The following is a 25,223-nucleotide window of genomic DNA, read 5'->3' as shown; positions in this document are numbered from 1 at the left end:
AAACTTTGAACTATAAATTCGCGCCATCTGTCCGGAGCACCTCAAGAACGCAGTTTTACGGCGGTTTTTTTGCGCCTTCCGAGGTGGAATCGGAGGCGTCGCTCAGATCGGCTCGCCAACGAATTCGCGCCTACAGAATCCAGGGACACACCGTCAGGCCAATCCGCCGTTGATCAATTGCAGCACCGTCAATCCCCTGCGCGGCGAGGCAATCTGAGCCTGCATTGCCGATGCCTGATTTCCCATCACCTCCTCGCTCGCAAACGGCATCAGCTCATCCCACGTCGCGGCATCCAGTGCAGCCGTGTTCGATAACAGCGTTTCAGCGCGTGGCTCACGTTTAAGCAGGTTAGCGGCGATTTCTGCGAGGGTGCTCAAGGTCGACTCCATGACAAAAGCTCCACGTGGAGCCCGTCGTTGCGTGGGTATGGAAATCCATCAGCGTCAATAACCGGTCAAACGGTTCGCTGACCTGACGCAGTGCAATCTTCAGACCAAACCTCATCTCCCTCAGCACCGTCATGTAGCTGAGCCGCCCACACAGGGAAATGATTTGCAAAACATTTCCATTCCCCTCGTCACTGCGCGTCCGTGACCTGGCCGCAGATGTGCTTCTATCGATGACAACGCTGTTAGAACGCCTCGATACAACTCAGGACGAAAGGAGCTTCTTCATGCCTATTCACTCGTTCAGCCGTCGCGACTTCATGCAGGCCAGTGCCGCCCTCACCGCCATGGCAGCGCTGTCTCCCGTGCTGCCAGCCTTTGCCGCCAGCGGCCTGTTGACGCGCAAAATCCCGGCCACTGGCGAGGACTTGCCGGTGATCGGCCTGGGCACTTCGCGCACATTCGACATCAGCGTTGCGTCCGAAGAAATGAACAGCGCCCTTGAGGTCCTGAAAACGCTGCTGGCAGGAGGCGCCAGGCTGATCGACACCGCGCCCAGTTATGGCGAGTCGCAAGCGGTGACCGGTGAATTGCTGACCCGCGCCAACGCACACAAACAGGCGTTCCTCGCGACCAAGGTTTCAGCCACCGGGCGCGAGGCCGGGATGCGGCAGATCGAGCAGACATTCAAGCAACTGCAGACCGAGCGCATCGACCTGATTCAGGTGCATAACCTGCAAGACACCTCCACCCAACTGCAGACCCTGCGCGAACTCAAGCAACAAGGGCGCATTCGTTATGTCGGGCTGACCCACTACGTCGAGTCGGCCCACGATGACTTGCTGGCAGCGCTGCAAAAAGACAAAGTCGATTTTGTCCAGGTCAATTATTCGGTGGGCGCGCGCAACGCCGAGAAACGCCTGCTGCCTTGGTGCGCGGACCATGGCGTGGCGGTGTTGGCCAATCGCACCTTCGAAGCCGGACGGCTGTTTGCCAAGGTCAAGGGCAAGCCCCTGCCGGACTGGGCGTCGTCTGAGCTGGACGCCAGCTCGTGGGCGCAGTTGATGCTCAAGTTCGTGCTCGCCAATCGGGCCATCACTACGGTGATTCCGGCCACCAGCAATCCGCGTTATGCCGCCGACAACCTGTTGGCGGGCCAGGGCCGATTACCTGACGCAGACTTGCGCGAGCGAATCGTCCAACTGTTCGCTTGACCGTCGACAGGAGTCAGCCATTGTCTGCCCCCGATCACCCATTGCGGCACAGAGTTGCCCGCGCCATCAATGCCGAGCCGGATGAACTGTGTCCGGCGCTGGCCGGCTTTGGGTTGTTCTTCTGCCTGTTTTGCGGGTACTTCATGCTCCGGCCGATCCGCGAGGCGATGGGCATTCAGGGCGGAGTCGAAAACCTGCAATGGCTGTTCACCGCGACCTTCGTCGTCATGTTGATCGCGGTGCCATTGTTCGGCTGGCTCAATTCGGTGGTTGCCCGGGTGCAGTTCGTCGATTGGGTATACGGGTTCTTCGCCATCAATCTGCTGCTGTTCGCCGTGACGTTTGCCTTGCACGACGACAGCGTCTGGCTAGCGCGCACGTTCTATGTATGGATCTCGGTCTACAACCTGTATGTGGTATCGGTAGCGTGGAGCCTGATGGCTGACGCGTTTGACAGTGCGCAGGCTCGTCGCCTGTTTGCATTCATTGCGGCGGGCGCCAGCGTCGGCGGACTGATAGGTCCGCTGATCAGCGCTTTCTCTATCGATGTGCTCGGACAAGCCGGGCTTGCGCTGTTCAGCGCTGTGTTGCTGCTGGCAGCACTGGCACTCAAGCGCTATCTCATGGCGTGGCGTGAATACGGCGGCGCTGGCAGGCCGGACTCCCCCCCATCGGAAAGCCCCCGCAAGCCGGTCGCCGGCAACCCCTTCAGCGGCATCACCAAAGTGTTGCGCTCGCCGTATTTACTGGGGGTATGTCTGTTTGTGGTGCTGTTGGCCACGGCCAGCACCTTTCTTTACTTCGAGCAGGCGCGGCTGGTGGCCGAACTGTTCACTACGCGCGGGGAGCAGATTCGCGTGTTCGGCCTGATTGACTTCGCCGTGCAGGCCGGGGCGCTGGTTTCGCAGTTGTTCATCACCGGGCGCATCGCCCAGCGCTTTGGCGTCAGCTCACTGCTGTTCGCTGTGCCGGCGCTGGTGTGCGCTGGGTTTATCGGGCTGGCGCTCGCCCCAACGTTCGCGATGCTGGCAGGCCTGATGATTGTGCGGCGCATCGGCGAATATGCGTTTATCCGCCCTGGTCGCGAAATGCTGTTTGCGCCGCTGGACGCCGAGACCAAATACAAGGCCAAGAACTTCATAGACACCGTGGTTTACCGCGGCGGCGACGCGATCAGCGCATGGGCAAAAAGCCTGCTGGACATGCTGGGTCAGGGCACTGCGCTGGTGGCCGTAGTCGGTGCGGTGTGCGCAGCAATCTGGGCGGTAACCGGCTGGTACCTGGGCCGCAAGGCTGATGCGGGGAGTGAAATCGCGGGCAAAAAACAGGTCAGCTGAGTGCTGAGCTTTTTTGCAACGTCATTCAGCGTCGGGCGGAATGCTGTTGGGGGGCCAAAAATGCATCGTGGAAGTAATTTCGAAAGGCCTGCATCGCCGGACTGAATACACGTTCACGATGCCACGCCAGCCCTACGCTCATGGGCGTCACCTTGTCAGTGATGGTGAGGGTCTCAATCCGTTTACCCTCCAGCGACCAAGGGCGGTGGACCAAGTCCGAAAGGATCGCCACGCCGCTGCCATTGGCGACCATGCTACGCACCGCTTCTACTGAACTGGTGCGTACTCGCACGTTGGGTTGCTGGTGAGCGTGTTCCCAGTAACGCATGGCGCTCTGTTCGGCTTCATCGACGGTCAGCAGGATGTAGGGCTGCTTTGCCACGTCGGCGAGGCTGACCGCCGAACGCTCACACAGGGGATGGTGGCTGGGCAGCCACAGCCTGCGCTCCGAGTTGAAGAGAATTTCCGAGAAGATGTCCGGGTGAGTGAGGTTCGCCGTGAGCACCACGGCCATGTCGAAGCGCCCTTCCAGCAGGCCTTGTTCAATGGCCGTCCGTTCCTGTTCGTTGACCTGGATGGTCACGTCAGGATGCCAGTGTTCAAGCCGTTGCAAATGGTGCGGCAGGAAGTAGCCGATCACCGTGTAGCTCGCGGCCAAACGTAACAGGCCGCTGGCACGGATGTCTGGCAACGGACTGTTCAACGCGTCATCGACGCTGCGCAAAATCACATAGGCCCGGTTCAGAAAGTGCCGCCCGGCATTGGTCAGGCTCATGCCTTGGGCCGAGCGGTGGAACAGCAGCGTGCCGAGCATGCCTTCCAGTTCCTTGATCGCTGTGGTCACCGCCGACTGAGAAATATTCAAATGAATCGCTGCTTGGGAGATTTGCCCAATCTCGGCAGTGGCTACGAAATAGCGGACCTGGCGCAAGGTCATTGACATGGAAACTCCAGCTGACGAGGTATCTGTTTTTCAGAAGATACCCCATCTAATAATAGATCTTCCCAAGGGGCAAGGAGGAATCTAACTTGGCTTGCATGAAGTCACAAGCGTCAGGAGCGAGCGTTATGCAAGCAGTAGATTTCAACTCGGACATGGGTGAAGGCTTCGGCCCGTGGACCATCGGCGATGGCGTCGACACTGAACTGATGGGCTTCATCAGTTCAGCCAATATCGCCACCGGTTTTCATGCCGGCGACCCCGGCACGATGCGCCGCACGGTCGAGCAGGCCAAGCGCCTGGGCGTGGCCATCGGCGCGCACCCGGGGTTTCGCGACCTGGTTGGATTCGGTCGCCGGCACATCAACGCGCCCGCCCAAGAGCTGGTGGACGACATGCTTTACCAATTGGGTGCTCTGCGTGAACTCGCCCGGGTTCAAGGCGTGGCCTTGCAACACATCAAGCCCCATGGCGCGCTTTACATGCACTTGGCCCGGGACGAACAGGCCGCCCGTTTGCTGGTGGAAAATCTCCAGCACCTTGAGCCTGAGCTGCTGCTGTATTGCATGCCCGATTCCGTCATCTGGCGCATCGCCAATGAACTCGGGCAGCCAGTCATCCGTGAGTTCTACGCGGACCGCGAGTACGACATCAGCGGCTCCATCGTCTTCACCCGCAACGTCCGTGCCTACGATCCATCGCAGGTCGCCGCGCGAGTGCTGCGTGCCTGTCAGGAGGGCCTGGTGCGTACGGTCGAGGGGGAAGATCTGGCGATTGAATTTGATTCCATCTGTTTGCACAGCGACACCCCGGGCGCTCTGGCATTGGTGCAAGCCACGCGTTATGCACTCGATAGCGCCGGGATCGCGGTTCGCGCACCGCGCTAAATCAGGACAAACACCTGGCCCACAGAGGCCAGGGTTTGCACAGCCATCCATTTTTGCCTGCCTTTCTACAACTATTCCAAGAGGAACAGACATGGCCGAACACACTGTAATCACCCCGCTGCCCGGGACTTTCTATCGCAAAGCGACGCCCGAATCGGCGAACTTCGTCGAGGTGGGCGCGCAAATCAGTGCCGACACGGTGATTGGCTTGATCGAAGTGATGAAGCAGTTTTGCGAACTGACCGCCGGTACAGCCGGTCGCCTCAGCGCATTTCTGGTAGAAGACGGTGATCCGGTGGAGCCGGGTCAGGCCGTCGCAACACTCGACGACGAGTGAGGGCGCAATCATGACTCAGGGCATTCGTAAATTATTGATCGCCAACCGTGGTGAGATCGCGGTGCGGATTATCCGCGCCGCCAAAGCGCTGGGCATTCCCACCGTTGCGGCATGCAGCGAAGCCGACGCCGATTCCCAGGCCGCGCGCATGGCCGATGAAGTCCATATCCTCGGCCCGGCTCGCGCCGATAAAAGTTACCTGAACGTCGAGGCTTTGCTCGGGGCATTGAAAGCGACCGGCGCCAACGCGGTACACCCCGGTTATGGTTTTCTCTCAGAAAACGCCGATTTTGCCGAAGCGGTCCTTGCCGCCGGGGCGATTTTCGTCGGACCAAGCCCGGAGACGATACGACGCATGGGCGACAAGGCCCAAGCCCGACGCACCGCGAAAGAGGCCGGCGTGCCGGTGGTACCGGGTTCTCCAGGCGAATTGCTTGACGTTGAGTCGGCGCTAAAGGCTGCCGAATCAGTCGGGTTTCCCCTGTTGATCAAAGCCTCGGCCGGTGGTGGCGGGCGCGGTATTCGCCTGGCGGAAAATGCCCAACAACTGACAGAGGAATTTCCCCGCTCCCAGCGCGAAGCCCAGGCTGCGTTCGGCAACGGCGCGGTGTATCTGGAGCGGTTTATCAGCCAGGCCCGGCACATTGAAGTGCAGGTGTTGGGCGACGGTCAGCACGCAGTGCACCTGCTCGAACGTGAGTGCTCGTTGCAACGTCGCCGGCAGAAGATTTTTGAAGAAGCACCGTCGCCGGTTCTCAGCCAGCAGCAACGCGAAACGCTTTGTGCCAGTGCCGTGCGCCTGACCGAATCCCTTGGTTACAAGGGTGCCGGCACGCTGGAGTATTTATATGACGACGCCACCGGCGAGTTCTTTTTTATCGAAATGAACACGCGGATTCAGGTGGAACATCCTGTCAGCGAATTGATCACCGGCATCGATCTGGTGCAAGCCATGCTACGCATTGCCGGTGGTGAACCACTGGGCTTCACGCAAAGTGACATCCGGCTCAACGGCGCCGCTCTGCAAATGCGCTTGAACGCTGAAGACCCGGCGCGGGACTTCTTTCCCAGCCCGGGGCTGGTAGAAGAACTGATCTGGCCTGAAGGCGAAGGCATTCGCGTCGATACGCATCTTTATGAAGGCTACCGTGTGCCGCCGTACTATGACTCGTTGCTGGCCAAGCTGATCGTGCATGGCGCTGATCGCGCCCAGGCTTTGGCCCTTGCGCAGGTTGCAGTAAGGCAGACCACGCTCACCGGCATGGCCAATACCCTGGCGCTCCACGGCGAACTATTGCAACAAGCCTGGCTGCACAGCGCCGACTTCCACACCGGCACTCTTGAAACCTGGCTGGCCGAGCGCCGCAGTGGAGGTGAAGCATGAGTACTCCCATCCGCTATAGCTTTGGCGCCGATGAACACTTATTCGCCGAGGTCAGCGACAGCATGTCCCTTGAAGCTTTCTTCAAGGGACTGGCGGTCACCCGCGCCGTAGAGAGGCTGGCGCTGGATGGCGTGCTTGATGTCTGTCTGGCCAACGCATCATTTCAGATTCGTTTTGACCCCGACCGCATCGCGCCTCACGCCTTGCTCGAAGCCGTGAAGGACGCAGAGGCCAAGGCGGTCGCAGAACGCACATTGCAGACACGGATCATCGAAATTCCGGTGCTCTACAACGACCCCTGGACCCACGAAACCCTGATGCGCTTTCGTGACCGCCATCAGGACCCAAGCGCCACGGACCTTGAATACGCCGCGCGGATCAATGGCATGGCGGACGTCGATGCCTTCATCGCCGCCCACAGTGGTGCGCCGTGGTTCGTCTCGATGGTCGGCTTCGTTGCCGGGCTGCCGTTCATGTTCCAGATGGTCGAGCGCGAGCGTCAGTTGCAGGTGCCCAAGTACCTGCGCCCCCGCACCGACACGCCCAGATTGACCTTGGGTCATGGCGGTTGCTTTGGCTGCATCTACTCGGTACGCGGCGCCGGGGGGTATCAGATGTTTGGTGTCACGCCGGCGCCGATCTACGACCCGCAGCAGAAGCTGACTTACCTGAAAGAGCACATGGTGTTCTTCCGCCCAGGGGACATCGTGCAGTTCAAACCGATGGACCGTGAGGCCTATGACCACGCAGTGACCGAGGTCGAAGCCGGGCGCTTCGATCTGCTGATTCGGCCGGTGGAATTTTCACTGGACGCGTTTCTGGCCGACCCCGTTGGCTATCCCAAATCGCTGCAGGAGGCGTTGGCATGATCAAGGTACTCAAACCCGGTCTCGCCACCTCTGTGCAGGACCTGGGCCGCGAAGGTTATTACCACTTGGGCATCCCACCGTCCGGTGCGCTCGATCAATACGCCTTGAGTGCAGCCAATCAACTGGTCGGTAACCCGGCAGGTTTGGCAGCGCTGGAATGCACGCTGCTGGGGCCGGAGCTGGAGTTTCAGGAAGATGCTCTCGTGGCGGTCTGCGGCGCGCACATGACGCCACGTGTCGATGGCATCGAAATGCACCCTGACACAGCGTTCTCGGTGAAGGCCGGGCAAGTGCTGCGCTTTGACTTTCCCAAGGCCGGTGCCCGTACCTATCTGGCGGTGGCGGGAGGGATTGATGTGCCAATCGTTCTTGGCAGTCGTTCGACCTATGCCCTCGGCGCATTGGGCGGTTTTCAGGGGCGTCGTCTGATGGCGGGCGATGAGCTGCCGGTGGGCATCGCCAGTGGCAAGGGCCGCGCTGGGGCCAGTTTACCCATGGCGTTGCGCCAGTCTTTGGGCGGCGAAATGACGCTTCGCGTCGTGCCAGGTCTGTACTATCACCGCTTGACCGAATCCGCCGCACATAGCTTTTTCGCCGAGCCATGGACGGTCGGTTCAGAAGCCGACCGCATCGGCTATCGCTTCAAGGGCGGCAGCGCGCTGAGTTTTCAGCCCCGTGAGCAACCCTTCGGCGCCGGTTCCGATCCGTCGAACATCGTCGACAGTTGCTACCCGATCGGCTCGATCCAGGTGCCCGCCGGGCTCGAACCCATCGTGCTGCATCGTGACGCCGTGTCCGGTGGCGGCTACGCGATGATTGGCACGGTGATCAGCGCCGACCTCGACTTGATCGGCCAGATGCAACCCAACCAGAAGGCCCGGTTTGTTGCGGTGACCCTCGAAGAGGCGCTGGAAGCACGAAGCTCTTATAGGAAAAAACTCAGCTGCCTGACCAGGCTGTTCCCTTCCTGATCCTGCCCGCCTCATCGCGCGGGTAATGCCAAACGGTAAGCCAACGCCGCACTCCGGTGCGGTGTCGGCTGCCCGCGCTTGAACCTTTGACTGGATTTGGAGTTCACGCATATGGCTGCTTCAGCGCAACCGAGTCAGACCGGGCAAGACCCGGCCAATCAACCTGTTCCCTCCCAGTCGCGTACGGGGCGACTGTCCCTGACCATGGCTTGGTGGGCGGTGTGCAGTGCGATGTTTTACATCGTGGTCGGTGCGTCACTGGCATGGTTGGCGGGATTGCTTTGTGGCGTACATGGGTGTCTGGGTGTTGATGCTGTTCACGTTCGACTGCGCCCGTTTCGGCAAGCCTGAAGACGCCGAGTATCACGGTCGCTGGAACTTCGGTATGCCGTTCTACGCGGTGACGTTCCTGCTAAACGGTGCGGCAGGTATCTATTGGGTCAGCAGCATTCCCCACGAAGACGCGCTGACCGAAGTCTCGGTGGTGATGGTGATTGTGCAATTGATGGGCTTGTGGGGGTTGCTGTTTGTACGGGCCACTCAAACCCCGATCAACACGGCCAACTACTGCCTGACGACTCTTAACCTGCAGGCGTTCTTTGGCCGTTTTGGCCTGCGTGGTTCCTACCTGGTGTGGGGGGTGGCGGTCGGAGTGAAGCGGGTAATGGAAGCTCATTGCGAATTCGCTGAAGGGGTTTTCAGTGACTGCTGTCGGCCCGGGGCTGACAAACGAAAAAACCCGCCAAAAGGCGGGTTTTTCGGATGTTTCAAAGAGTTTAAAAGCCCTCTCTGAAACGTTGACTGGCTCCACGACCTGGACTCGAACCAGGGACCCAGTGATTAACAGTCACTTGCTCTACCAACTGAGCTATCGCGGAATGCGCGCTATCTTACTGATTGAAAAAGGGAAGTCAAGCGAGGGCAACAAAAAACAGCCCCTGGATCAGTCGCGCGGGCGTTCCTGTTGATACTCGCGTGGCGTGCAGCCGAACTCCCGTTTGAACACCGTGTGCAGGTACTGGGCGGATTTGAAACCGCAATTTTGCGCGATATCGGCAATACCGCAGGTGCTTTTTTCCAGATGCGCGGCAGCGGCGGTCAGCTTGAACCGCAGGATTTCGTCGTGAACGCTGCGTCCCAACTCGCTGCGAAAATGCGCCTCCAGCGATGAGCGCGATATCCCGACATACCCGGCGACCTGAGCGGTTTTTATCCCTTGGCACGCGTACTGGCGAATGAAATGCAGGGCCTGCATCACATACGGATGCCCCAGCGGTTGATGCAGGCTTGAGGTTTGAACGTTGATCGACTCGGGCGGCAGCAACACTTGCGTGCCCGTCGAAGGCATGCCGTGAAGCATCTGGTGCAACAGCCGCGCGGCGGTACGCCCCATTTGCTCGGTGCCCTGAACCACCGAACTGAGCGGCACGCGCGTGAGGGTGCGAGTCAGTGGATCGTTGTCGATACCGATCAGCGCCACTTGCTCGGGCACCGCGATCCCGGCGGTCAGGCATGCTTGCAGCAGTTGACGGGCGCGAGCGTCGCTGACCGCCACGACGCCGATCGGCTTGGGCAAACTTCGCAGCCAGGCAATCTGTTGTTCCACCGCGCTGTCCCAGGACGGCGCGCTGGTATTAAGCCCTCGATACACCTGCCCTTTCAGGCCGTCACGCGCCAGCAAGCGGTTGAACGCCTTTTCACGCTCCTGCGCCCAGCGATTGGTTTGTGCCTCCGGCAAACTGAAGCAGGCGAATTGCTTCAGCCCCGCATCGATCAAATGCCGATACGCCAACTCGATGAGTGCGAAGTTGTCGGTGGCGACGTAGGGAATGTTTCGGGGATACGCACTTATGTCTTCATAAGAGCCACCCACCGCCACCACCGGCACTTTGATCCCCGCGAGGGCCGGACCCATGGCCGGGTCGTCGAAGTCGGCAATGATCCCGTCGCCGTTCCAGCGTTCGATGCCCTTGAGCCGACACAGAAAGTCTTCTTCCAGAAACAGATCCCAGGAGGCGCGCGTACTGCTCAGGTAGTTGCCGATGCCGCTGATGATGCCGCGATCGTAGATTTTGCTGCCGTTGAACAGCAGCGCAATGCGGTGGACGGGCGGGACGGTTTTCATTGTTGTGCTCCGGGCCAGTCGTCACAGACTAGGCCGGTGGGCGCCTGGGCTCAATACTTAAAATCGCACTGCGCTCTGGTGATTTTCGCACTCGGCCGGCGCGGGCGCGTTGCTACTATCGAAAGCAGGTCATTGTCCTCGCCAACAACAATAAGGAATCCGCAATGCTCTACTTCCCGACTGTCGAGCCCATCCAGTACGAGGGCCGCGACAGCGACTCCCCCCTGGCTTTCCGGCACTACCAGGCCAACAAGATCATCCTCGGCAAACCCATGCGCGAACACCTGCGGATGGCCGCCTGCTACTGGCACACCTTCGTCTGGCCAGGCAGTGACATGTTCGGCGTCGGCACATTCAAACGCCCCTGGCAGCAACCCGGTAGCGCGATGGAACTTGCGCAGCACAAGGCCGGAGCGGCGTTCGAGTTCTTCTCCAAGCTGGGCATCGACTACTACAGCTTTCACGACACAGACGTGGCTCCGGAAGGCGTGAACCTTTCGGAGTACCGCGACAACTTCGCGCAGATGGTCGATGTGCTGGAAAGCCATCAGGAGCAGACCGGCATCAAGCTGCTCTGGGGCACCGCAAACTGCTTCAGCAACCCGCGCTTTGCAGCAGGGGCCGCCAGTAATCCCAACCCGGAAGTGTTTGCCTACGCCGCCGCACAAGTATTCAGTGCCATGAACGCAACGCACCGGCTCAAGGGTGCCAACTACGTGCTGTGGGGCGGCCGCGAAGGCTATGAGACGCTGCTCAATACCGACCTCGAGCGCGAGCGCGAGCAACTCGGGCGATTCATGCGGATGGTGGTCGAGCACAAATACAAGATCGGTTTCAGTGGCGATCTGTTGATCGAACCAAAACCGCAGGAGCCGACCAAGCACCAGTACGATTACGACAGCGCCACGGTGTTCGGCTTTCTGCATGAGTTCGGGCTTGAGAAAGAGATCAAGGTCAATATCGAGGCCAACCACGCAACCCTCGCCGGCCATAGCTTTCATCACGAGATTGCCACAGCGGCCTCGCTGGGGATTTTTGGCAGCATCGACGCCAACCGGGGCGACCCGCAAAACGGCTGGGACACCGATCAATTCCCCAACAGCGTCGAAGAGATGACGCTGGCCACCTACGAAATCCTCAAGGCGGGCGGCTTCAAACAGGGCGGATTCAACTTTGACTCCAAAGTGCGTCGCCAGAGCCTGGATGAAGTCGACCTGTTCTACGGCCACGTGGCGGGCATGGACGTCCTGGCCCTGGCCCTGGAGCGCGCAGCGGCAATGGTGGAGAACGATGTACTGGCGCAGTTCAAGACCCAACGCTATGCCGGATGGGACCAGCCACTGGGACGGGAAGTACTGGCCGGCGATTACACCCTGGAGTCACTGGCCGAGCACGCGTTCAAGCAGCAGTTGAACCCGCAACCGGTGAGCGGCCGTCAGGAGATGCTCGAAGGCGTGGTCAACCGCTTTATCTACCCCTGACTCTCTGTAGAAGCGAACTTGTTCGCGAAGGCGTCGTTACATCCGGCGTAGTTGCCAAAGCCTATCGCGGGCAAGCGCGCTCCTACAGATCAGGTCGCCGTCATCACGCCGGTTACATTCTCACGACAATTCCCTGCGCCGTGCACGCTGAGGATTACCTACAGTTCTACCCGCAACCCGCTCACGGTATTGATGTGCCTCCAAACAACAATAAAAGGACACAGCTACTATGAAACTCCTGCAAACCGCCCTCCTCGCCAGTGTGCTGGCCGTGCTCTGCAGCCCGGCTGCCATGGCCGACGCGAAAAACCCCAAGATTGGTTTCTCCATCGACGACCTGCGCCTTGAGCGCTGGGCGCGAGACCGCGACTACTTCACGGCGGCTGCCGAGAAACTGGGCGCCAAAGTCTACGTGCAGTCAGCCGATGCCAACGAGCAGCGGCAGATTTCCCAAATCGAAAACCTGATATCCCGCGGCGTCGATGTGATCGTGATCGTGCCGTTCAACGCCACCGTACTCAATAACGTCATCGCTGAAGCCAAGAAGGCCAAGGTAAAAGTGGTGTCCTACGACCGCTTGATTCTCAACGCCGATATCGACGCCTACATCTCGTTCGATAACGAGAAAGTCGGCGAGATGCAGGCCGAAGGCGTGCTCAAGGCCCAACCTAAAGGCAACTACTTCCTGCTGGGCGGCGCCCCCACCGACAACAACGCAAAGATCCTGCGTGAAGGCCAGATGAAAGTGCTGCAACCGGCCATCGACAAGGGCGACATCAAGATTGTCGGCCAGCAGTGGGTCAAGGAATGGAACCCCACCGAGGCCCTGAGCATCATCGAAAACGCCCTGACCGCCAACAGCAACAAGATCGATGGCATCGTCGCCTCCAACGACGCCACGGCTGGCGGCGCCATTCAGGCGCTCAACGCACAGAAGCTGGCAGGCAAAGTACCGGTATCGGGTCAGGACGCTGATCTGGCGGCCATCAAACGCGTGATTGCCGGCACTCAGACCATGACCGTTTACAAGCCGCTGAAACTGATCGCGTCGGAGGCGGCCAAGCTGTCGGTGCAATTGGTGCGCGACGAAAAACCTGCCTACAACTCCGAGTACGACAACGGCAGCAAAAAGGTCCAGACCATCTTGCTCAAGCCAACGCCGCTGACCAAAGACAACGTCAAACTGCTGGTGGAAGACGGGTTCTACACCCAGGCACAGATCGACGGGCAGTAACAGTCCCAGCTAGCCGCCACGCTCGGCGGGAGGGAGCTTGCATCGCGAATGCTTTGTTTCAGCCACATAGGCTCTTGTGGATGTACCGGCCTCTTCGCGAGCAAGCTCCCTTCCACAGATACCGGCGAGCTGTGTTCAACACCGTCTACCTATCGCCGTGTGAGTACCTCGTCATGTCCGACTATTTGCTGGAAATGCGCGGCATCGTCAAAACCTTCGACGGTGTCCGCGCGCTCAACGGTATCGACATCAAGGTCAGGCCAGGAGAGTGCGTCGGCCTGTGCGGCGAAAACGGCGCCGGCAAATCGACCCTGATGAAAGTGCTATCCGCCGTTTATCCCTACGGCACCTGGGAAGGCGAGATTCTCTGGGACGGCCAGCCCTTGAAGGCCTACTCGATTGCTGAAACCGAAGCCGCCGGGATTGTGATCATTCATCAGGAGCTGACGCTGGTGCCTGACCTGTCGGTTGCTGAAAACATTTTCATGGGCCATGAGCTGACATTGCCCGGTGGGCGGATGAACTACCCGGCGATGATCCACCGCGCCGAAGCGCTGATGCGCGAATTGAAAGTCCCGGACATGAACGTCGCGCTGCCGGTTTCGCAATACGGCGGCGGGTATCAGCAATTGGTGGAGATCGCCAAAGCGCTGAACAAACAGGCACGTCTGCTGATCCTGGATGAACCCTCTTCTGCCCTCACCCGCTCGGAAATCGACGTGCTGCTGGACATCATCCACGGGTTGAAAGCCAAGGGCGTAGCGTGCGTTTACATTTCCCACAAGCTGGATGAAGTGGCGGCGGTCTGCGACACCATTTCGGTGATTCGTGACGGCAAACACATCGCGACCACCGCCATGGCCGAAATGGACGTGGCGCGCATCATCACGCAAATGGTCGGCCGCGAGATGAGCAACCTCTACCCCACTGAACCGCACACCATCGGCGAGGTGCTGTTCGAGGCGCGGCACATCACCTGCTATGACGTGGACAACCCTGGCCGCAAGCGCGTGGACGATATCTCCTTCACGCTGCGCCGGGGCGAGATCCTGGGCATTGCCGGGCTGGTGGGCGCCGGTCGCACGGAGTTGGTGTCGGCGTTGTTTGGCTCTTACCCCGGTCGCTATCAGGGTGAGGTCTGGCTGGACGGCAAGCAGATCGACACCCGGACGCCCTTGAAGTCGATTCGCGCCGGCGTGTGCATGGTCCCCGAGGACCGCAAGCGCCAGGGCATCGTCCCGGACCTGGGCGTGGGGCAGAACATCACGCTTGCGGTGCTGGACAGTTTCTCGCGGCTGACGCGGATCGATGCCGAAGCGGAGCTGGGCAGCGTCGAACAACAAATCGCCCGCATGCACCTGAAAACCGCCACGTCATTTTTGCCGATCACCAGCCTGTCCGGCGGTAATCAGCAGAAGGCCGTGCTGGCAAAAATGCTGCTGACCAAACCGCGCGTGCTGATCCTCGACGAGCCCACCCGCGGCGTGGACGTGGGCGCCAAGTACGAGATCTACAAACTCATGGGCGCGCTGGCGGCCGAGGGCGTGTCGATCATCATGGTGTCGTCGGAGCTTGCCGAGGTGCTGGGCGTTTCTGATCGTGTGCTGGTGATCGGCGAAGGCCAGTTGCGCGGGAATTTCCCCAACGAAGGATTGACCCAGGAGCAGGTTCTGGCGGCCGCGCTGACTGCGCCCGACGCGCATGTCGCCGCTGCAAAAAGTCCTGACGACAACAACAATAACGGTCGGAAATCCGCCTGAATGAACTCTCTCAAACAGCTGTTCACGCGTTACAAAATGCTCGCCCTGCTGATTGCCGTGGTGCTGATCTGGCTGTTTTTCAGCTGGCAGACCGAGGGTGGTTTCCTGACGCCGCGCAACCTGTCGAACCTGTTGCGACAGATGTCGATCACCGGGATTCTCGCCTGCGGCATGGTGCTGGTGATCATCAGCGGCGAAATCGATCTGTCGGTGGGCTCGATGCTCGGCCTGCTCGGCGGTGTCGCCGCGATTCTCGACGTGGTCTATCACGTGCCACTGCCGCTGAATCTGGCCATCGTCGCCCTGTGCGGCTTGCTGATCGGGCTAAGCAACGGCTACATGACCGCCTACCTGCGCATCCCGTCATTCATCGTCGGTCTGGGCGGCATGTTGGCGTTCAGGGGCGTGTTGCTGGGCATTACCGGGGGCACGACCATTGCGCCGGTGTCACCGGGACTGGTCTACGTCGGTCAGGGATATTTACCCCCGCTGGTGGGCATAATTCTCGGACTGTCGCTGTTTGTACTGACCTTGATCCTGACGTGGCGCCAGCGCCGCAATCGGGCATTGCATGGCCTGGCTGCGCACTCCTGGGGTCGTGACGGAGTGCGGGTGGCGGTGATCGCCGGGGTGCTGGCGGGCTTCGTCTACACGCTCAATAGCTACGATGGCATTCCGGTGCCGGTGTTGTTGCTGCTCGTCCTGCTGGGCGTGTTCAGTTATGTCACCAGCCAGACGGTGTTCGGCCGGCGTATCTATTCGGTGGGCAGCAACATGGAGGCCACACGCCTGTCAGGCATCAACGTGCAGGCGGTCAAGCTGTGGATTTTCGGGATCATGGGCGTGATGTGCGCGCTGGCCGGTCTGGTCAACACCGCCCGCCTGGCAGCCGGCTCGCCTTCGGCCGGCAACATGGGCGAACTCGATGCAATTGCCGCGTGCTTCATCGGCGGCACCTCGATGCGCGGCGGCTCCGGCACGGTGTATGGCGCGTTGCTCGGCGCGCTGGTCATCAGCAGCCTGGACAACGGCATGTCGATGCTCGATGTGGACAGTTACTGGCAGATGATCGTCAAGGGCAGCATTCTGGTGCTCGCGGTCTGGGTGGACGTAAGCACACGCAGCGGCCGCCGTTAAGGCGGCTTACCGCTCAGATCAGGCGCGGGCCTTTACCAATGTAGGGGATCGCGTGACCGCCGAGCCGTTGCTCGACAAACGTTTTGGCGTGGCGGGTCATCTGGTCCAGTTGTCGGTCGCGTTGTTTCTCGGCGTCGAGCATGGCTTTTTTGCCGTGCTGGCCGAGCAGGTAGGTGTGGATCTGACGCACCTCCAGCGAGTTGTAAATGGACGCAACGTCAAGCACCGCCAAAGCGCCTTCCGTCCCGTGATCACGTGTATTCATCAACACCTGCGGCCCGCGCGCGCCAAGCACCTGGAAGCCCAGTGCTTCGAAGGTTGGCACCCTGGACACAAAACAGGCCAGTTCCGCGTGCGGGTAACGGGCAGTGATCTGCGCCAGCATCGTGCGTGCAACGCCTTGGCGTCGGTGCGTGGCCAGCACGCCCATGTAGGCGATGGTGCAAGCCTGCGGGTCGTCGGTGACGGGCAGATACAACACGAAGCCGATGACCTGCTCCGGGTTTTGCTCGTCGAACGCGACCATCAGTTCTACTGGAACACCCTTGTCGCCACTCATCGCGTCCAGATACAGGTGGACCTCGTAGCCGATGCCGTATTGATAAAGCTTGTACAGCGGGTTACTCGGTGCGATGGCAACCATGCTGATGTCGGTCACGTAATCCACCACCAGCTGCATGATCTGGCTGTTGATCGATTCGGGGGGTGTCGCCTCAAAACGGGTGATGCTGTACATCGTGTGTCGCACTCCATAAAAAGTCGCAATCGGGCTAAAAGCTGGCCCGATGCGCTGTGAACATAACGCTTGGCTAAATGGCCGTCCGATCGTCGGCTGCGAGCCCCCATATCAGCTCGCGCCTGTCGCGTATCCATCGACATCCACCACGGCGTCGACAAAATCCTGCGGGGCTTCCTGCGGCAGGTCATGGCCGACGCCTGCGATGATCCGATGAACCCGTTTGCCGCTGAACATGTTGGCGTGAACACGGCCATCGGTGGCCGGGCTTATGCCGTCCGCATCGCCGTCCAGCGTGATCGTGGGCACTGTGATCACCGGTGTCGAGGCTAGCCGCTGCTCAATCTCATCGTACTGCGCCTCGCCCGGCGCCAGGCTCAAACGCCAGCGATAGGTGTGAGTCACGATGGCCACGTAGTCAGGGTTTTCGAATGAGTCTGCCGTGCGGTCAAAGGTGGCTTTGCCGAAGCTCCATTTTGGCGAATGAGCCTTCCAGATCAGGTTCGCAAGTTCGCGGCGATTGGCGTCGAGCCCCGCCTGACCGCGCTCGGTCGCAAGATAAAACTGATACCAGCCTGCTTGCTCGGCCAGTGGCGACAACGGCATTTTGCTGCGTTCAGGGTTGCTGATCAGGTAGCCATTGACCGAGACCATGGCTTTGCAGCGTTCAGGCCAGAGTGCGGCGATGATGTTGGCCGTGCGCGCGCCCCAGTCAAAGCCGCCGAGAATCGCCTTGTCGATATTCAGCGCATCCATCAGCGCAACGATGTCCTGGGCGACGGCGGCCTGTTGGCCATTTCGCACAGTGGCGTCAGACAGGAATCGCGTCGAACCGTGCCCCCGCATGTGCGGCACGATGACCCGATAGCCTTTGGCGGCCAACATCGGCGCTACATCGACGAAGCTGTGTATGTCATACGGCCAGCCGTGCAACAGCACAACCGCCGTGCCCTGCGCTGGCCCCATCTCGGCGTAACCGATGTTGAGTAGCCCGGCATCGATCTGCTTGATGTCACCCAGGGTGGTGTGGCTGCCCGGCTTGATGGTTGGGGTCTCTGTGGACGCTGTGCTGGCGACTTTCGCGCTCGCTTCACCGGTCATCCCGAGTTCCAGTGCGGCCACGGCGATGGTTGCGGTGGCCAGAAAGCGACGACGATGCTGGTTAATGTATTCAGGCATGAGCCCACTCCAAAGGGTCGGGTTAATCAGCGTTTCACGAGCCACGCCGACGATCTGTCGTCCGCGTACCGATCCAGCACCAGGATTGCATCTGGCTGGCTGTTTACCGCAAGCAGGTGCGCAAGGCAAATCTGCGACAGCACCGTCCCTGAATGCCCGACCCGCCCAGCAAGGGCCGACGTACTCACGACGTGCTCAAGTAACTCCCACGCCTGAAAGGTAGTCCGTGACAGCGCGATCAGTTGCGTCAGCCGATTGCCTATAAACAAACCGTCCGAGACCATGCCTGCGCACTGTTCCAACTGCGTCTCTGACTGCTCGCACAGCTGCTGAATCAGCCGTTCCAGGTCGCCCGTGTGTTTTCGCGGCTGTCTGCTGCGCGGTGGGTGGTCAATCGTTGGCGCGAGGTAAAGCCGGCAGACGGGTTCACCCTCTTCTGCCGGGGCAAGGTCTGGTTGTACGGGCCTTGCGTCAGCCGCACGATTGGCGGGCTGCGCACTTTTGCAAACCCGTCGCAGACTCAAAGCGGCCACGCATTCGCCCAACACCTCTTCAGCATCGCTGGCCAGAGCCCCGGCCGATGTCACCGCACTGTCTACACTCAGGCACACCAGATATTCGGCGCCGCAAGCGTCTGCCAGTCGGTCTCGAAACCAGTTATCTATCGTGCCCGACGCGACCTCGTAACTCTGCGCCGCTGCATCCCCCGGCCATTCAGCCATGACCGCTTCGCGCCAGGTATCAGGGTCCACATCGGCAGGCGCGAACAGCACCACTTGGGTCTGCGACCACTGGCTGCGTGCCGTGAAGCCCTGCCCGTTCACGAACGCCTTGAGCAACTGAGTGGCGCGACCCAACGCAGTAAAATCAGCCACTTCTCCGGGTGCCGTGGCGATTCGGCAAAATCTGCGCCGCTGCCCTTCCGCACCCTTGAGCTGAGCGCTTTGTTGCATGGGCGCAGCGTGGGCCGCCAAGGCCTTCCAGGACAGGACGTTGCGATAAAAGCCGGACGGCAACCAGACCCAGGCGTCGATGATTTCCGCGTGCCCGACGACAAACTCGCTTCTGGGCGCACTCGCAGCTGCCAACATCTCGGCCGCAATACGGCGCTCACTGAGCCTGTCGTAGATGGATCGGCGGGGAGTTTCATAACGGTAGGGCATACCCAATTCCTAAAAAATGACACTGGCGAAGTGAGTCGCGATAAGTACTGAACCACACGCCGTCAGATCGCCCGCCCGAGCGACGGGCCTGTCTTCGTCCAGTGTTGTGGGATCGCCGGAAGCAATGACACACGGACCATGAATGCACACAACAGCGTCTCCGACACGAGCGACTGCGAGGTTCTCTATAAACGTGCAGCTGGAGCCTTGCACGACTTGCCCGCCTGCTGAAGTTGGGTCGCCGAGTAGGATGATTGAGCGCATGAACAGGTCCAATTTGATGGGTTTTGAGGGAAAAAGCAGATCCGATATGAAGGTCGGCATGTGGGCAGTGAAGTTAGATTTAATTTTTTCATGTGGATGTTGCTCGGGCCAAGGCGCAGGTCTGTCATGGCACAGCCTGAACTTCTTGGCTACGACCGGAAGACCTGACATCAACTAATGGCAAGTTTTCTTCGGAGATAATGCTAAGGCCGAACACCCAGTTGCTAGGTTTTTAATTTTTCTTTGTACTATCCCTCTCAACGTAATTGAATTTGAACACATCCTCAGGCGGAACTGCATCCGCAGCACCGGCTTTAACTGGGTAAAACTCGGCATGACTATCCCCCTCGAAAGACACTCCGTAAAAAATGCTTTCATAGCCTCTACTGTCTATATCCGGATCACTTACGAGATAACCATATTTACCCCAGACACTTGAACACAACCCAGTTCCGCACCCCCCGCCATATTGTGCCCGCCCCCTTATCAAACGATTGGCTTCAAGGACAGTTGATTGACTATCAATCGGGCCGCCCTCGTACTCAACATAACCAGTGAAGAAATTTTGGGGTTCGTTTGTATTGCCAAGCCCTCCATTTTCAGGACAGACCTTTACCGCGCCGCGTTCCTTGCATCGGAAGATAATCTTAATAAAAATCACTTTAGTATTGGTCCAGCCTATTCCCACTTTAAAGCCTAGGTCATCCCATACATATATACGTCGATCCAGCATAGCCCTTGGATTCCCTCCAATGACTTTTTTCCATGATTCAATATCATCGCCTATCTTCAGAATCTTCCCATTAAACGTGATCTTTCCATCGTTAACAATAATCTCCGGCTTCGCACCCTTTGGAATGCGGCGGATACCCTGCGACCAATCCTCGAAACGCTTAAGTTCCTGCTTGATTTTTTCCCGAGTGATGCCGTCGAACAAACTGTCGGCCGCGGCAGGGATTGAGATCATTATTAACATTAAAACCGTGAAAACCCATCTATGAGCGCACCTCATGGTTGGGCCTGACGAGTATCGGGCAAACATAAAAAATTTGAAATCCAGTTGCTAACAACGCCAACTGCTTGTTCGGCAGTTTTTTTTGTGAGCCCATCAAAACCAAGGGCGGTATCTCGCTCTACGCATGGAGGTATTTTATCTCTAGGCTTCTTCTCCGCCTTAACGCCAAAATCGTCAAAAGAAATTCCATAAATGGTACTTTCCAAGCTCCTTCCATCCGTATCAGCTCCGCTTAAAATATTTCGATGAGGACCATGCGACACTGAGCATAAACCAAGCCCGCAGCCTCTGCCGAAGTTTGCGCCCCCCTCGATCAGCCGATTAGCCTCCAGCACTGTAGACATGCTGTCAATTGGGCCTCCTTCATACTCGAGATAGCCGACAAAGAAATTTTTAGGTTCATTTTCATTTCCAGGGCCGCCATTTTCTGGACAGACAGGTGAACTGCCTCGCTCCTTGCAGTGAAAAATTACATTAATAAATACAACTTTTGTGCTCCCGCCCCATCCAACTCCCACCTTGATCCCTACCTCATCCCAAATATAAAGCCTGTGGCTCGGCATCTCCCTAGGAATACCACCAATTGTTTTTTTCCAGACGTTAATATCATCCCCGAACCTTAACACTTCACCATTGAACGTAATTTCTCCATCATTAACGATAATCTCTGGCTTTGCTCCCTTCGGAATGCGGCGGATACCCAGTGACCAGTCATCGAACCGCTTAAGTTCCTGCTTGGTTTTTTCCCAAGTGATGTCACCCAGCAAACCATTCGCGCTGGCGGTTTGTGAAACTATTGCTGATATGAAAACGAAGCATAAAAAAACAATAGCGCGCCTCATAACCGCGCCTGACTTTTTTCGCCAGTTAATGTTTCGTAATTTTGTTGTATGTAATTCCATGTCCCTTCTCCCTGTTCACCCATTTTCTTGACCCGTGCCAGCGCAACTTTTCCATGCTGTTCTTGAATATGATGCAACTCGGTCAGAGACGTACCGCGTTTGACTTCTTCTCGGTGTTCGCGCGCCCATTCCATAACTAGTGGGTCCTGCCAAGTGCTGTCTTGGGGATGGGTGAAAAAGCGCTCTATTACTAGAGCTGGATCTGCGGTTTCAGCGCCGCGTCATTTGTTGTTCATAGCTTGCCCCACCACGCGAACAGCTTCTTTAGCCAGTTTCACTGCCAGAGTGTGAAATGGATGCGCGTCCTGATCCTTGGTCAATTGAAAATGCGTCGGGTCAGCTGACCCGCTCCGGTTCGGGTCTTCTTCCAGCAATGTTTGGGAGTCGTCCACGCTGTTGCCCCGCAATTGCAATAACGACTGGCACTGGGTATGAATATCAAGCGTGCCGAGATTTTGATTTTTTCATGGCTGCGTCTGTTTTTTCGCTGGCAAACCTAGCAAAACGGATGCCCAATCAATGAAGTTGATCGCTGTTTGCTTCAGAGTATTCTTCGCAATTTCATCAAACTCTACAGACTTACGCTCCTGAGACGGCGTAGAGGTTTTTATTTTTAGCTCACGGCTAGCTTTAAAAACATCACCCTCAAAAGAGACGCCATAAATAGTACTCTCGATATTATTACCGTCCGTATCAGCCCCACTCAATATATAGCCGGGCCCGCTACGAACGATTGAGCAAAAACCTGGTCCACAGCCTCTACCAAAGTTGGCGCTACCGCGTATTAATCGATTAGCCTCAACTACAGTCGACTTGCTATCGATCGGACCTCCTTCAAATTCAAGATAGCCGGGGAAATACTGTTTTGGCCTATTTTCAACACTGTGGCTAGCAGAGCCTTTGCAGATATCCGGATCCTGGTATTTTCTGCAACTAAAGAAAACTTTAAAAAATAAGACTTCGCCACTCCCGTCCCATCGAAGCCCTACTTTTAAACCTAGCTCATCCCAGATAAATAGGTCTTGACTAGACATTTCCCGAGGATGACCGCCTAGTGCCTCTTTCCAGGTAGAAATGTCATCACCAAACCTTACGACCTTTCCATTAATTACTATTTCTCCACCATTCACTATTATCTCTGGAGCCGCTCCCTTCGAGATGCGACGAATGCCCAGCGACCAATCATTTAACTGGCTTAGTTTTTGCCTGCTTCTTTCCCAAGTTGTTTCACCAAATGAACTGCCGGCCTCGACAGGAAGAGCAGTCATCAACAGGATTAGAGTTAGATACGAATATACAACACGGCACCTCATGGCCATTGAACGTAATTTCTCCATCGTTAACGATAATCTCTGGCTTTGCTCCCTTCGGAATGCGGCGAATCACCACTGACTAATCATTTAAGCGACTGAGCTCCGCCTTGGTATTTTCCCAGTAATTATATCAATCGAACTGGACGCTTTGGCGCAGAGAGCAATCGCTGCAAATATTAAAACCAAGCCAGCGCGTATCACGGCTGCACCTGAGGCGCGCTAGGATGATCTTCGAGATGAGCCGGGGAAGATGTATTTTCTGAAACTTCAACCGGAGGCTCATAAAGACCTCGATTACCTCCAGTAAATGACACATTATAAATTACACTTTTAAATCTTCGACTATCTACATCAACGAAACTCAAAAAACGACCGTCATCCACAGCATATCCTAAGCACAATTCGGTCCCACAACCTCGACCATATCGACCTCTACCAGTTATTAAGTTATTAACATCATCTACAGTAGACTCGTTATCGATGGCACCACCGTCTACTTCCAGATACCCGGTAAAATAGTTTTTAGGATCATAATCATGTCCACGCCCCCCATCTCTGGCACAGTCAGAACCATGCATTCGTTCTTTGCAGCTAAAATCAACAATCAAGGTGCGTACCTTTGTTTCATCGCTAGGATAAAGTGCGACTTTGATCCCTATATCATCCCATATCAAAACCCTACCATGAAATGCGGGTCTCGTGTTTGAACCCAATACTCGCTTCCAGTCTTGCAAGGAATGGCCAATCTTTAAAACTTCCCCATTATATTTAATTTCTCCGTCACTCACGATGATCTCAGGCTTTGCTCCCTTCGGAATGCGGCGAATCCCCAATGACCAGTCATTTATGCGACTGAGCTCCGCCTTGGTGTTTTCCCAAGTGATGTCACCCAGCAAACCATCCGCCTCGGCAGTTTTCGAAACCATTGCGAATATGAAAACAAGGCATGAAAAAACAATGGAACTCCTCATTACCGCGCCTGACTTTTTTCGCCAGTCAATACTTCGTAATGTTGCTGTATGTAATTCCATGCTTCCTCTCCCTGTTCACCCATTTTCTTGACCCGCGCCAGCGCAGCTTTTCCATGCTGTTCGTGAATATGATGCAACTCGGTCAGAGACGCACCGCGCTTGACTTCTTCGCGGTGTTCGCGCGCCCATTCCATAACCAGTGGGTCCTGCCAAGTGCTGTCTTGGGGATGGGTGAAAAAGCGCTCTATTACCTGAGCTGGATCTTCGGTTTCACCGCCGCGCCATTTGTTGTTCATGGCTTGCCCCACCACCCGAACAGCCTCCTTAGCAAGCTTCACTGCCAGAGTATGAAATGGGTGCGTGTCGTGATCTTTAGCTAATTGCGAGTGCGTCGGATCAGTTGAGCCGCTCCGATTTGGGTCTTCGTCGAGCAATGTTTGGGCGTCGTCAACGCTGTTGCCCAGCAATTGCAGCAACGACTGGAAAACAGTGTTGTAACTGTTAGAGATAAGACGCATGGGCACCGCTGCCATCCATCCCATGCGTTCTATGTGTTGATGACCTGGCGTACTTGCCCATTTATCACGCAGCGCGAGGTAATTTTCGAGGGCGTGCAGCAGACGCTCGTCGTGATGCTCCCCCAGTAATATCAGCAGCATCTTCTCACTGTCTGATCGTATGCCCGGCTCACTGGCGACGAAGGTCCAGGGATCGACAGGGAACAGTGCCATTGCCAAGGGCTCAGCGAGGCTTGCGATCACATCAGTGGAACTGAACATGCCGGTCACCAGCGGCAGTTTCCACTTGCATGCAGCAGGTGAGGTCCAGGGCAACACGCTGGTGTAGCCCAACTTGATAAGGCTCAGCTCGACGTAATTGGAGTGCGCAAAGAAGTCCTCCAGTCCATGTAGTGCGGCACCGAACAAACGCATCCCCGACGGCGTTCGCTTGCACATCACTGCCCGCTTGATGTCCATCACCATGCTGTCTCTGGAGCGATGCAGGTAGCGCGCCATGGAACTGACAAAATCGATTTGCAGCAGAGGATCATCGGGCAAGACCCAGGGTTCAAATTCCGGGTCTCGGGTTTTCGGATCGGCGGGCTGCGGGTTGAAGTTTTTCGGGTTGTCTATGTGCTCGCTTGGACGGTAGACCCCGAGGTTGTGAGGGGTGACTTGGTACTCGTCGGGGCTGCTCTTACGAAGTTCGGGGAATTTTCTAGCTGCCAGCACGTCCACCATCTTCGTCAGTGCGGAACGGGATAGTATCGCTGGCAAGTTCTTGGGCATGTCCGCGGCACGAATGATTTTTGGGTCCAGTATTTGTGAGTAGTCTCGCAGCCAATTCCCGTAGTAAACGGCCTGTCGATCAGTAGCCTCAGCAAACCCAACTTCACCTAACGCATCCTCAATCGACTCATGCCCAAACGACCCATGCGGGCTCCGATCATGATGTTCACCCCGCCCCGCACCAAATCCCTCGCGCTGCCCACTCCCGGTTTCCATTCGCTGTGCATCAAGACCCTGCGTTTCCTTGATCGCCGCCTGGGCTTCGGGGTAGGCCACGTACAGCGCCGTTTCCGGGTGCCTGGCCGTGGTGAACGTGGCGAAGCGGGTG

Annotated in this window: 25 protein-coding genes, 1 tRNA gene and 1 pseudogene; 12 read left to right on the top strand and 15 right to left on the bottom strand. The window is 57.6% G+C overall.

Annotation, left to right across the window (positions count from 1 at the left end; all coding sequences use genetic code 11):
* Positions 1-153: 153 nt before the first annotated feature.
* A complete protein-coding gene (locus OYW20_RS12025) occupies positions 154-378 on the bottom strand; it encodes a hypothetical protein (RefSeq protein WP_268800894.1) in 225 nt (74 codons plus the stop codon).
* A gap of 296 nt (positions 379-674) precedes the next feature.
* Here OYW20_RS12025 and OYW20_RS12020 point away from each other — a divergent pair, with 296 nt between their 5' ends.
* Both OYW20_RS12020 and OYW20_RS12015 read left to right on the top strand, forming a co-directional pair.
* Positions 675-1,601, top strand: coding sequence for an aldo/keto reductase (locus OYW20_RS12020; protein ID WP_268800893.1), 927 nt, complete (start codon positions 675-677; stop codon positions 1,599-1,601).
* Between the two features lie 20 nt (positions 1,602-1,621).
* Positions 1,622-2,938, top strand: a complete 1,317-nt coding sequence (locus OYW20_RS12015) for an NTP/NDP exchange transporter (protein ID WP_268800892.1) — start codon at positions 1,622-1,624, stop codon at positions 2,936-2,938.
* 25 nt (positions 2,939-2,963) lie between these two features.
* Here the strand turns inward: OYW20_RS12015 and OYW20_RS12010 are convergent, their stop codons facing one another.
* The gene (locus OYW20_RS12010; protein WP_268800891.1) at positions 2,964-3,881 is read right to left on the bottom strand and encodes a LysR family transcriptional regulator; all 918 of its coding nucleotides are present in this window, start codon (positions 3,879-3,881) and stop codon (positions 2,964-2,966) included.
* Positions 3,882-4,006: 125 nt separating this feature from the next.
* Between OYW20_RS12010 and OYW20_RS12005 the strand changes: the two genes are divergently transcribed.
* The 6 genes from OYW20_RS12005 (at position 4,007) to OYW20_RS11980 (ending at position 9,119) form a co-directional block, all read left to right on the top strand.
* A complete protein-coding gene (locus OYW20_RS12005) occupies positions 4,007-4,765 on the top strand; it encodes a 5-oxoprolinase subunit PxpA (RefSeq protein WP_268800890.1) in 759 nt (252 codons plus the stop codon).
* A 91-nt stretch (positions 4,766-4,856) separates the two neighbouring features.
* Positions 4,857-5,102: an acetyl-CoA carboxylase gene (locus OYW20_RS12000; protein ID WP_268800888.1), complete on the top strand. Its 246-nt coding sequence runs from the start codon at positions 4,857-4,859 to the stop codon at positions 5,100-5,102.
* A gap of 10 nt (positions 5,103-5,112) precedes the next feature.
* Positions 5,113-6,486 (top strand): acetyl-CoA carboxylase biotin carboxylase subunit, encoded by a 1,374-nt coding sequence (locus OYW20_RS11995; RefSeq protein WP_268800887.1) that lies wholly within the window; start codon positions 5,113-5,115, stop codon positions 6,484-6,486.
* Positions 6,483-7,355 (top strand): 5-oxoprolinase subunit B family protein, encoded by an 873-nt coding sequence (locus tag OYW20_RS11990; protein ID WP_268800886.1) that lies wholly within the window; start codon positions 6,483-6,485, stop codon positions 7,353-7,355. Before OYW20_RS11995 ends, OYW20_RS11990 begins: the two co-directional genes overlap by 4 nt.
* Positions 7,352-8,326 (top strand): 5-oxoprolinase subunit C family protein, encoded by a 975-nt coding sequence (locus OYW20_RS11985; RefSeq protein WP_268800885.1) that lies wholly within the window; start codon positions 7,352-7,354, stop codon positions 8,324-8,326. The genes OYW20_RS11990 and OYW20_RS11985 overlap by 4 nt, the downstream gene beginning before the upstream one ends.
* A gap of 283 nt (positions 8,327-8,609) precedes the next feature.
* Positions 8,610-9,119 (top strand): hypothetical protein, encoded by a 510-nt coding sequence (locus tag OYW20_RS11980; RefSeq protein ID WP_268800884.1) that lies wholly within the window; start codon positions 8,610-8,612, stop codon positions 9,117-9,119.
* 9 nt (positions 9,120-9,128) lie between these two features.
* Here the strand turns inward: OYW20_RS11980 and OYW20_RS11975 are convergent.
* Together OYW20_RS11975 and OYW20_RS11970 are read right to left on the bottom strand one after the other, a co-directional pair.
* Positions 9,129-9,204, bottom strand: a tRNA-Asn gene (locus tag OYW20_RS11975).
* Between the two features lie 65 nt (positions 9,205-9,269).
* On the bottom strand, positions 9,270-10,451 hold the full coding sequence (locus OYW20_RS11970; protein WP_268800883.1) for a XylR family transcriptional regulator: 1,182 nt from the start codon (positions 10,449-10,451) through the stop codon (positions 9,270-9,272).
* Positions 10,452-10,615: 164 nt separating this feature from the next.
* Between OYW20_RS11970 and xylA the strand changes: the two genes are divergently transcribed.
* The 4 genes from xylA (at position 10,616) to OYW20_RS11950 (ending at position 16,063) form a co-directional block, all read left to right on the top strand.
* Positions 10,616-11,932: a xylose isomerase gene (xylA, locus tag OYW20_RS11965; RefSeq protein WP_268800882.1), complete on the top strand. Its 1,317-nt coding sequence runs from the start codon at positions 10,616-10,618 to the stop codon at positions 11,930-11,932.
* A gap of 229 nt (positions 11,933-12,161) precedes the next feature.
* Positions 12,162-13,166 carry a D-xylose ABC transporter substrate-binding protein gene (xylF, locus tag OYW20_RS11960; protein WP_268800881.1) on the top strand — a complete coding sequence of 335 codons (1,005 nt, stop codon included), beginning with the start codon at positions 12,162-12,164 and terminating at the stop codon, positions 13,164-13,166.
* A gap of 173 nt (positions 13,167-13,339) precedes the next feature.
* Positions 13,340-14,926 carry a D-xylose ABC transporter ATP-binding protein gene (gene xylG, locus OYW20_RS11955; protein ID WP_268800880.1) on the top strand — a complete coding sequence of 529 codons (1,587 nt, stop codon included), beginning with the start codon at positions 13,340-13,342 and terminating at the stop codon, positions 14,924-14,926.
* Positions 14,927-16,063, top strand: coding sequence for a sugar ABC transporter permease (locus OYW20_RS11950; RefSeq protein WP_268800879.1), 1,137 nt, complete (start codon positions 14,927-14,929; stop codon positions 16,061-16,063).
* Positions 16,064-16,076: 13 nt separating this feature from the next.
* On the opposite strand, the gene OYW20_RS11945 is transcribed toward OYW20_RS11950, so the two are convergent.
* From OYW20_RS11945 to OYW20_RS26235, 11 genes and pseudogenes are all read right to left on the bottom strand, one after another.
* Complete coding sequence (locus OYW20_RS11945; RefSeq protein WP_268800878.1) at positions 16,077-16,799, bottom strand: GNAT family N-acetyltransferase; 723 nt, start codon at positions 16,797-16,799, stop codon at positions 16,077-16,079.
* A gap of 111 nt (positions 16,800-16,910) precedes the next feature.
* On the bottom strand, positions 16,911-17,978 hold the full coding sequence (locus tag OYW20_RS11940; RefSeq protein ID WP_268800877.1) for an alpha/beta fold hydrolase: 1,068 nt from the start codon (positions 17,976-17,978) through the stop codon (positions 16,911-16,913).
* A 26-nt stretch (positions 17,979-18,004) separates the two neighbouring features.
* Positions 18,005-19,141 (bottom strand): hypothetical protein, encoded by a 1,137-nt coding sequence (locus OYW20_RS11935; RefSeq protein ID WP_268800875.1) that lies wholly within the window; start codon positions 19,139-19,141, stop codon positions 18,005-18,007.
* A 9-nt stretch (positions 19,142-19,150) separates the two neighbouring features.
* Positions 19,151-19,405, bottom strand: coding sequence for a PAAR domain-containing protein (locus tag OYW20_RS11930; RefSeq protein ID WP_268800874.1), 255 nt, complete (start codon positions 19,403-19,405; stop codon positions 19,151-19,153).
* A 232-nt stretch (positions 19,406-19,637) separates the two neighbouring features.
* Entirely contained in the window at positions 19,638-20,372 is a 735-nt protein-coding gene (locus OYW20_RS11925) for a DUF7738 domain-containing protein (protein WP_268800873.1), read from the bottom strand.
* 41 nt (positions 20,373-20,413) lie between these two features.
* Positions 20,414-21,322 carry a DUF7738 domain-containing protein gene (locus tag OYW20_RS11920; protein WP_268800872.1) on the bottom strand — a complete coding sequence of 303 codons (909 nt, stop codon included), beginning with the start codon at positions 21,320-21,322 and terminating at the stop codon, positions 20,414-20,416.
* Positions 21,259-21,456, bottom strand: a complete 198-nt coding sequence (locus OYW20_RS11915) for a hypothetical protein (protein ID WP_268800871.1) — start codon at positions 21,454-21,456, stop codon at positions 21,259-21,261. Before OYW20_RS11915 ends, OYW20_RS11920 begins: the two co-directional genes overlap by 64 nt.
* Positions 21,457-21,543: 87 nt before the next feature.
* Positions 21,544-21,714, bottom strand: a complete 171-nt coding sequence (locus tag OYW20_RS11910; protein ID WP_268800870.1) for a hypothetical protein — start codon at positions 21,712-21,714, stop codon at positions 21,544-21,546.
* Between the two features lie 72 nt (positions 21,715-21,786).
* Positions 21,787-22,590, bottom strand: coding sequence for a DUF7738 domain-containing protein (locus OYW20_RS11905; protein ID WP_268800869.1), 804 nt, complete (start codon positions 22,588-22,590; stop codon positions 21,787-21,789).
* Between the two features lie 242 nt (positions 22,591-22,832).
* Positions 22,833-23,666, bottom strand: a complete 834-nt coding sequence (locus OYW20_RS11900) for a DUF7738 domain-containing protein (RefSeq protein WP_268800868.1) — start codon at positions 23,664-23,666, stop codon at positions 22,833-22,835.
* Positions 23,606-25,030: pseudogene (locus OYW20_RS26235) on the bottom strand (HET-C-related protein); the annotation flags it as partial. The pseudogene OYW20_RS26235 and the gene OYW20_RS11900, both read right to left, overlap by 61 nt.
* Positions 25,031-25,223 lie beyond the last annotated feature (193 nt).

The organism is Pseudomonas sp. BSw22131 (assembly GCF_026810445.1).
GTDB classification, from domain to species: Bacteria; Pseudomonadota; Gammaproteobacteria; order Pseudomonadales; family Pseudomonadaceae; genus Aquipseudomonas; species Aquipseudomonas huanghezhanensis.
The sequence above is the reverse complement of the archived record's forward strand: the minus strand, read 5'-3'. Positions and strand labels throughout refer to the sequence as shown.

Coding starts and splice junctions, on each gene's coding strand:
- OYW20_RS12010 (WP_268800891.1), bottom strand. CDS start 3,881: ATGTCAATGACCTTGCGCCAGGTCCGCTATTTCGTAGCCACTGCCGAG.
- OYW20_RS11940 (WP_268800877.1), bottom strand. CDS start 17,978: ATGCCTGAATACATTAACCAGCATCGTCGTCGCTTTCTGGCCACCGCA.
- OYW20_RS11900 (WP_268800868.1), bottom strand. CDS start 23,666: ATGGAATTACATACAGCAACATTACGAAGTATTGACTGGCGAAAAAAG.
- xylA (WP_268800882.1), top strand. CDS start 10,616: ATGCTCTACTTCCCGACTGTCGAGCCCATCCAGTACGAGGGCCGCGAC.
- OYW20_RS11915 (WP_268800871.1), bottom strand. CDS start 21,456: ATGGAATGGGCGCGCGAACACCGAGAAGAAGTCAAACGCGGTACGTCT.
- OYW20_RS11935 (WP_268800875.1), bottom strand. CDS start 19,141: ATGCCCTACCGTTATGAAACTCCCCGCCGATCCATCTACGACAGGCTC.
- OYW20_RS11985 (WP_268800885.1), top strand. CDS start 7,352: ATGATCAAGGTACTCAAACCCGGTCTCGCCACCTCTGTGCAGGACCTG.
- OYW20_RS12000 (WP_268800888.1), top strand. CDS start 4,857: ATGGCCGAACACACTGTAATCACCCCGCTGCCCGGGACTTTCTATCGC.
- OYW20_RS11945 (WP_268800878.1), bottom strand. CDS start 16,799: ATGTACAGCATCACCCGTTTTGAGGCGACACCCCCCGAATCGATCAAC.
- xylG (WP_268800880.1), top strand. CDS start 13,340: ATGTCCGACTATTTGCTGGAAATGCGCGGCATCGTCAAAACCTTCGAC.
- OYW20_RS11990 (WP_268800886.1), top strand. CDS start 6,483: ATGAGTACTCCCATCCGCTATAGCTTTGGCGCCGATGAACACTTATTC.
- OYW20_RS11930 (WP_268800874.1), bottom strand. CDS start 19,405: ATGCGCTCAATCATCCTACTCGGCGACCCAACTTCAGCAGGCGGGCAA.
- OYW20_RS12020 (WP_268800893.1), top strand. CDS start 675: ATGCCTATTCACTCGTTCAGCCGTCGCGACTTCATGCAGGCCAGTGCC.
- xylF (WP_268800881.1), top strand. CDS start 12,162: ATGAAACTCCTGCAAACCGCCCTCCTCGCCAGTGTGCTGGCCGTGCTC.
- OYW20_RS11970 (WP_268800883.1), bottom strand. CDS start 10,451: ATGAAAACCGTCCCGCCCGTCCACCGCATTGCGCTGCTGTTCAACGGC.
- OYW20_RS11920 (WP_268800872.1), bottom strand. CDS start 21,322: ATGGAATTACATACAACAAAATTACGAAACATTAACTGGCGAAAAAAG.
- OYW20_RS11950 (WP_268800879.1), top strand. CDS start 14,927: ATGAACTCTCTCAAACAGCTGTTCACGCGTTACAAAATGCTCGCCCTG.
- OYW20_RS11925 (WP_268800873.1), bottom strand. CDS start 20,372: ATGATCTCAATCCCTGCCGCGGCCGACAGTTTGTTCGACGGCATCACT.
- OYW20_RS12005 (WP_268800890.1), top strand. CDS start 4,007: ATGCAAGCAGTAGATTTCAACTCGGACATGGGTGAAGGCTTCGGCCCG.
- OYW20_RS11995 (WP_268800887.1), top strand. CDS start 5,113: ATGACTCAGGGCATTCGTAAATTATTGATCGCCAACCGTGGTGAGATC.
- OYW20_RS11905 (WP_268800869.1), bottom strand. CDS start 22,590: ATGACTGCTCTTCCTGTCGAGGCCGGCAGTTCATTTGGTGAAACAACT.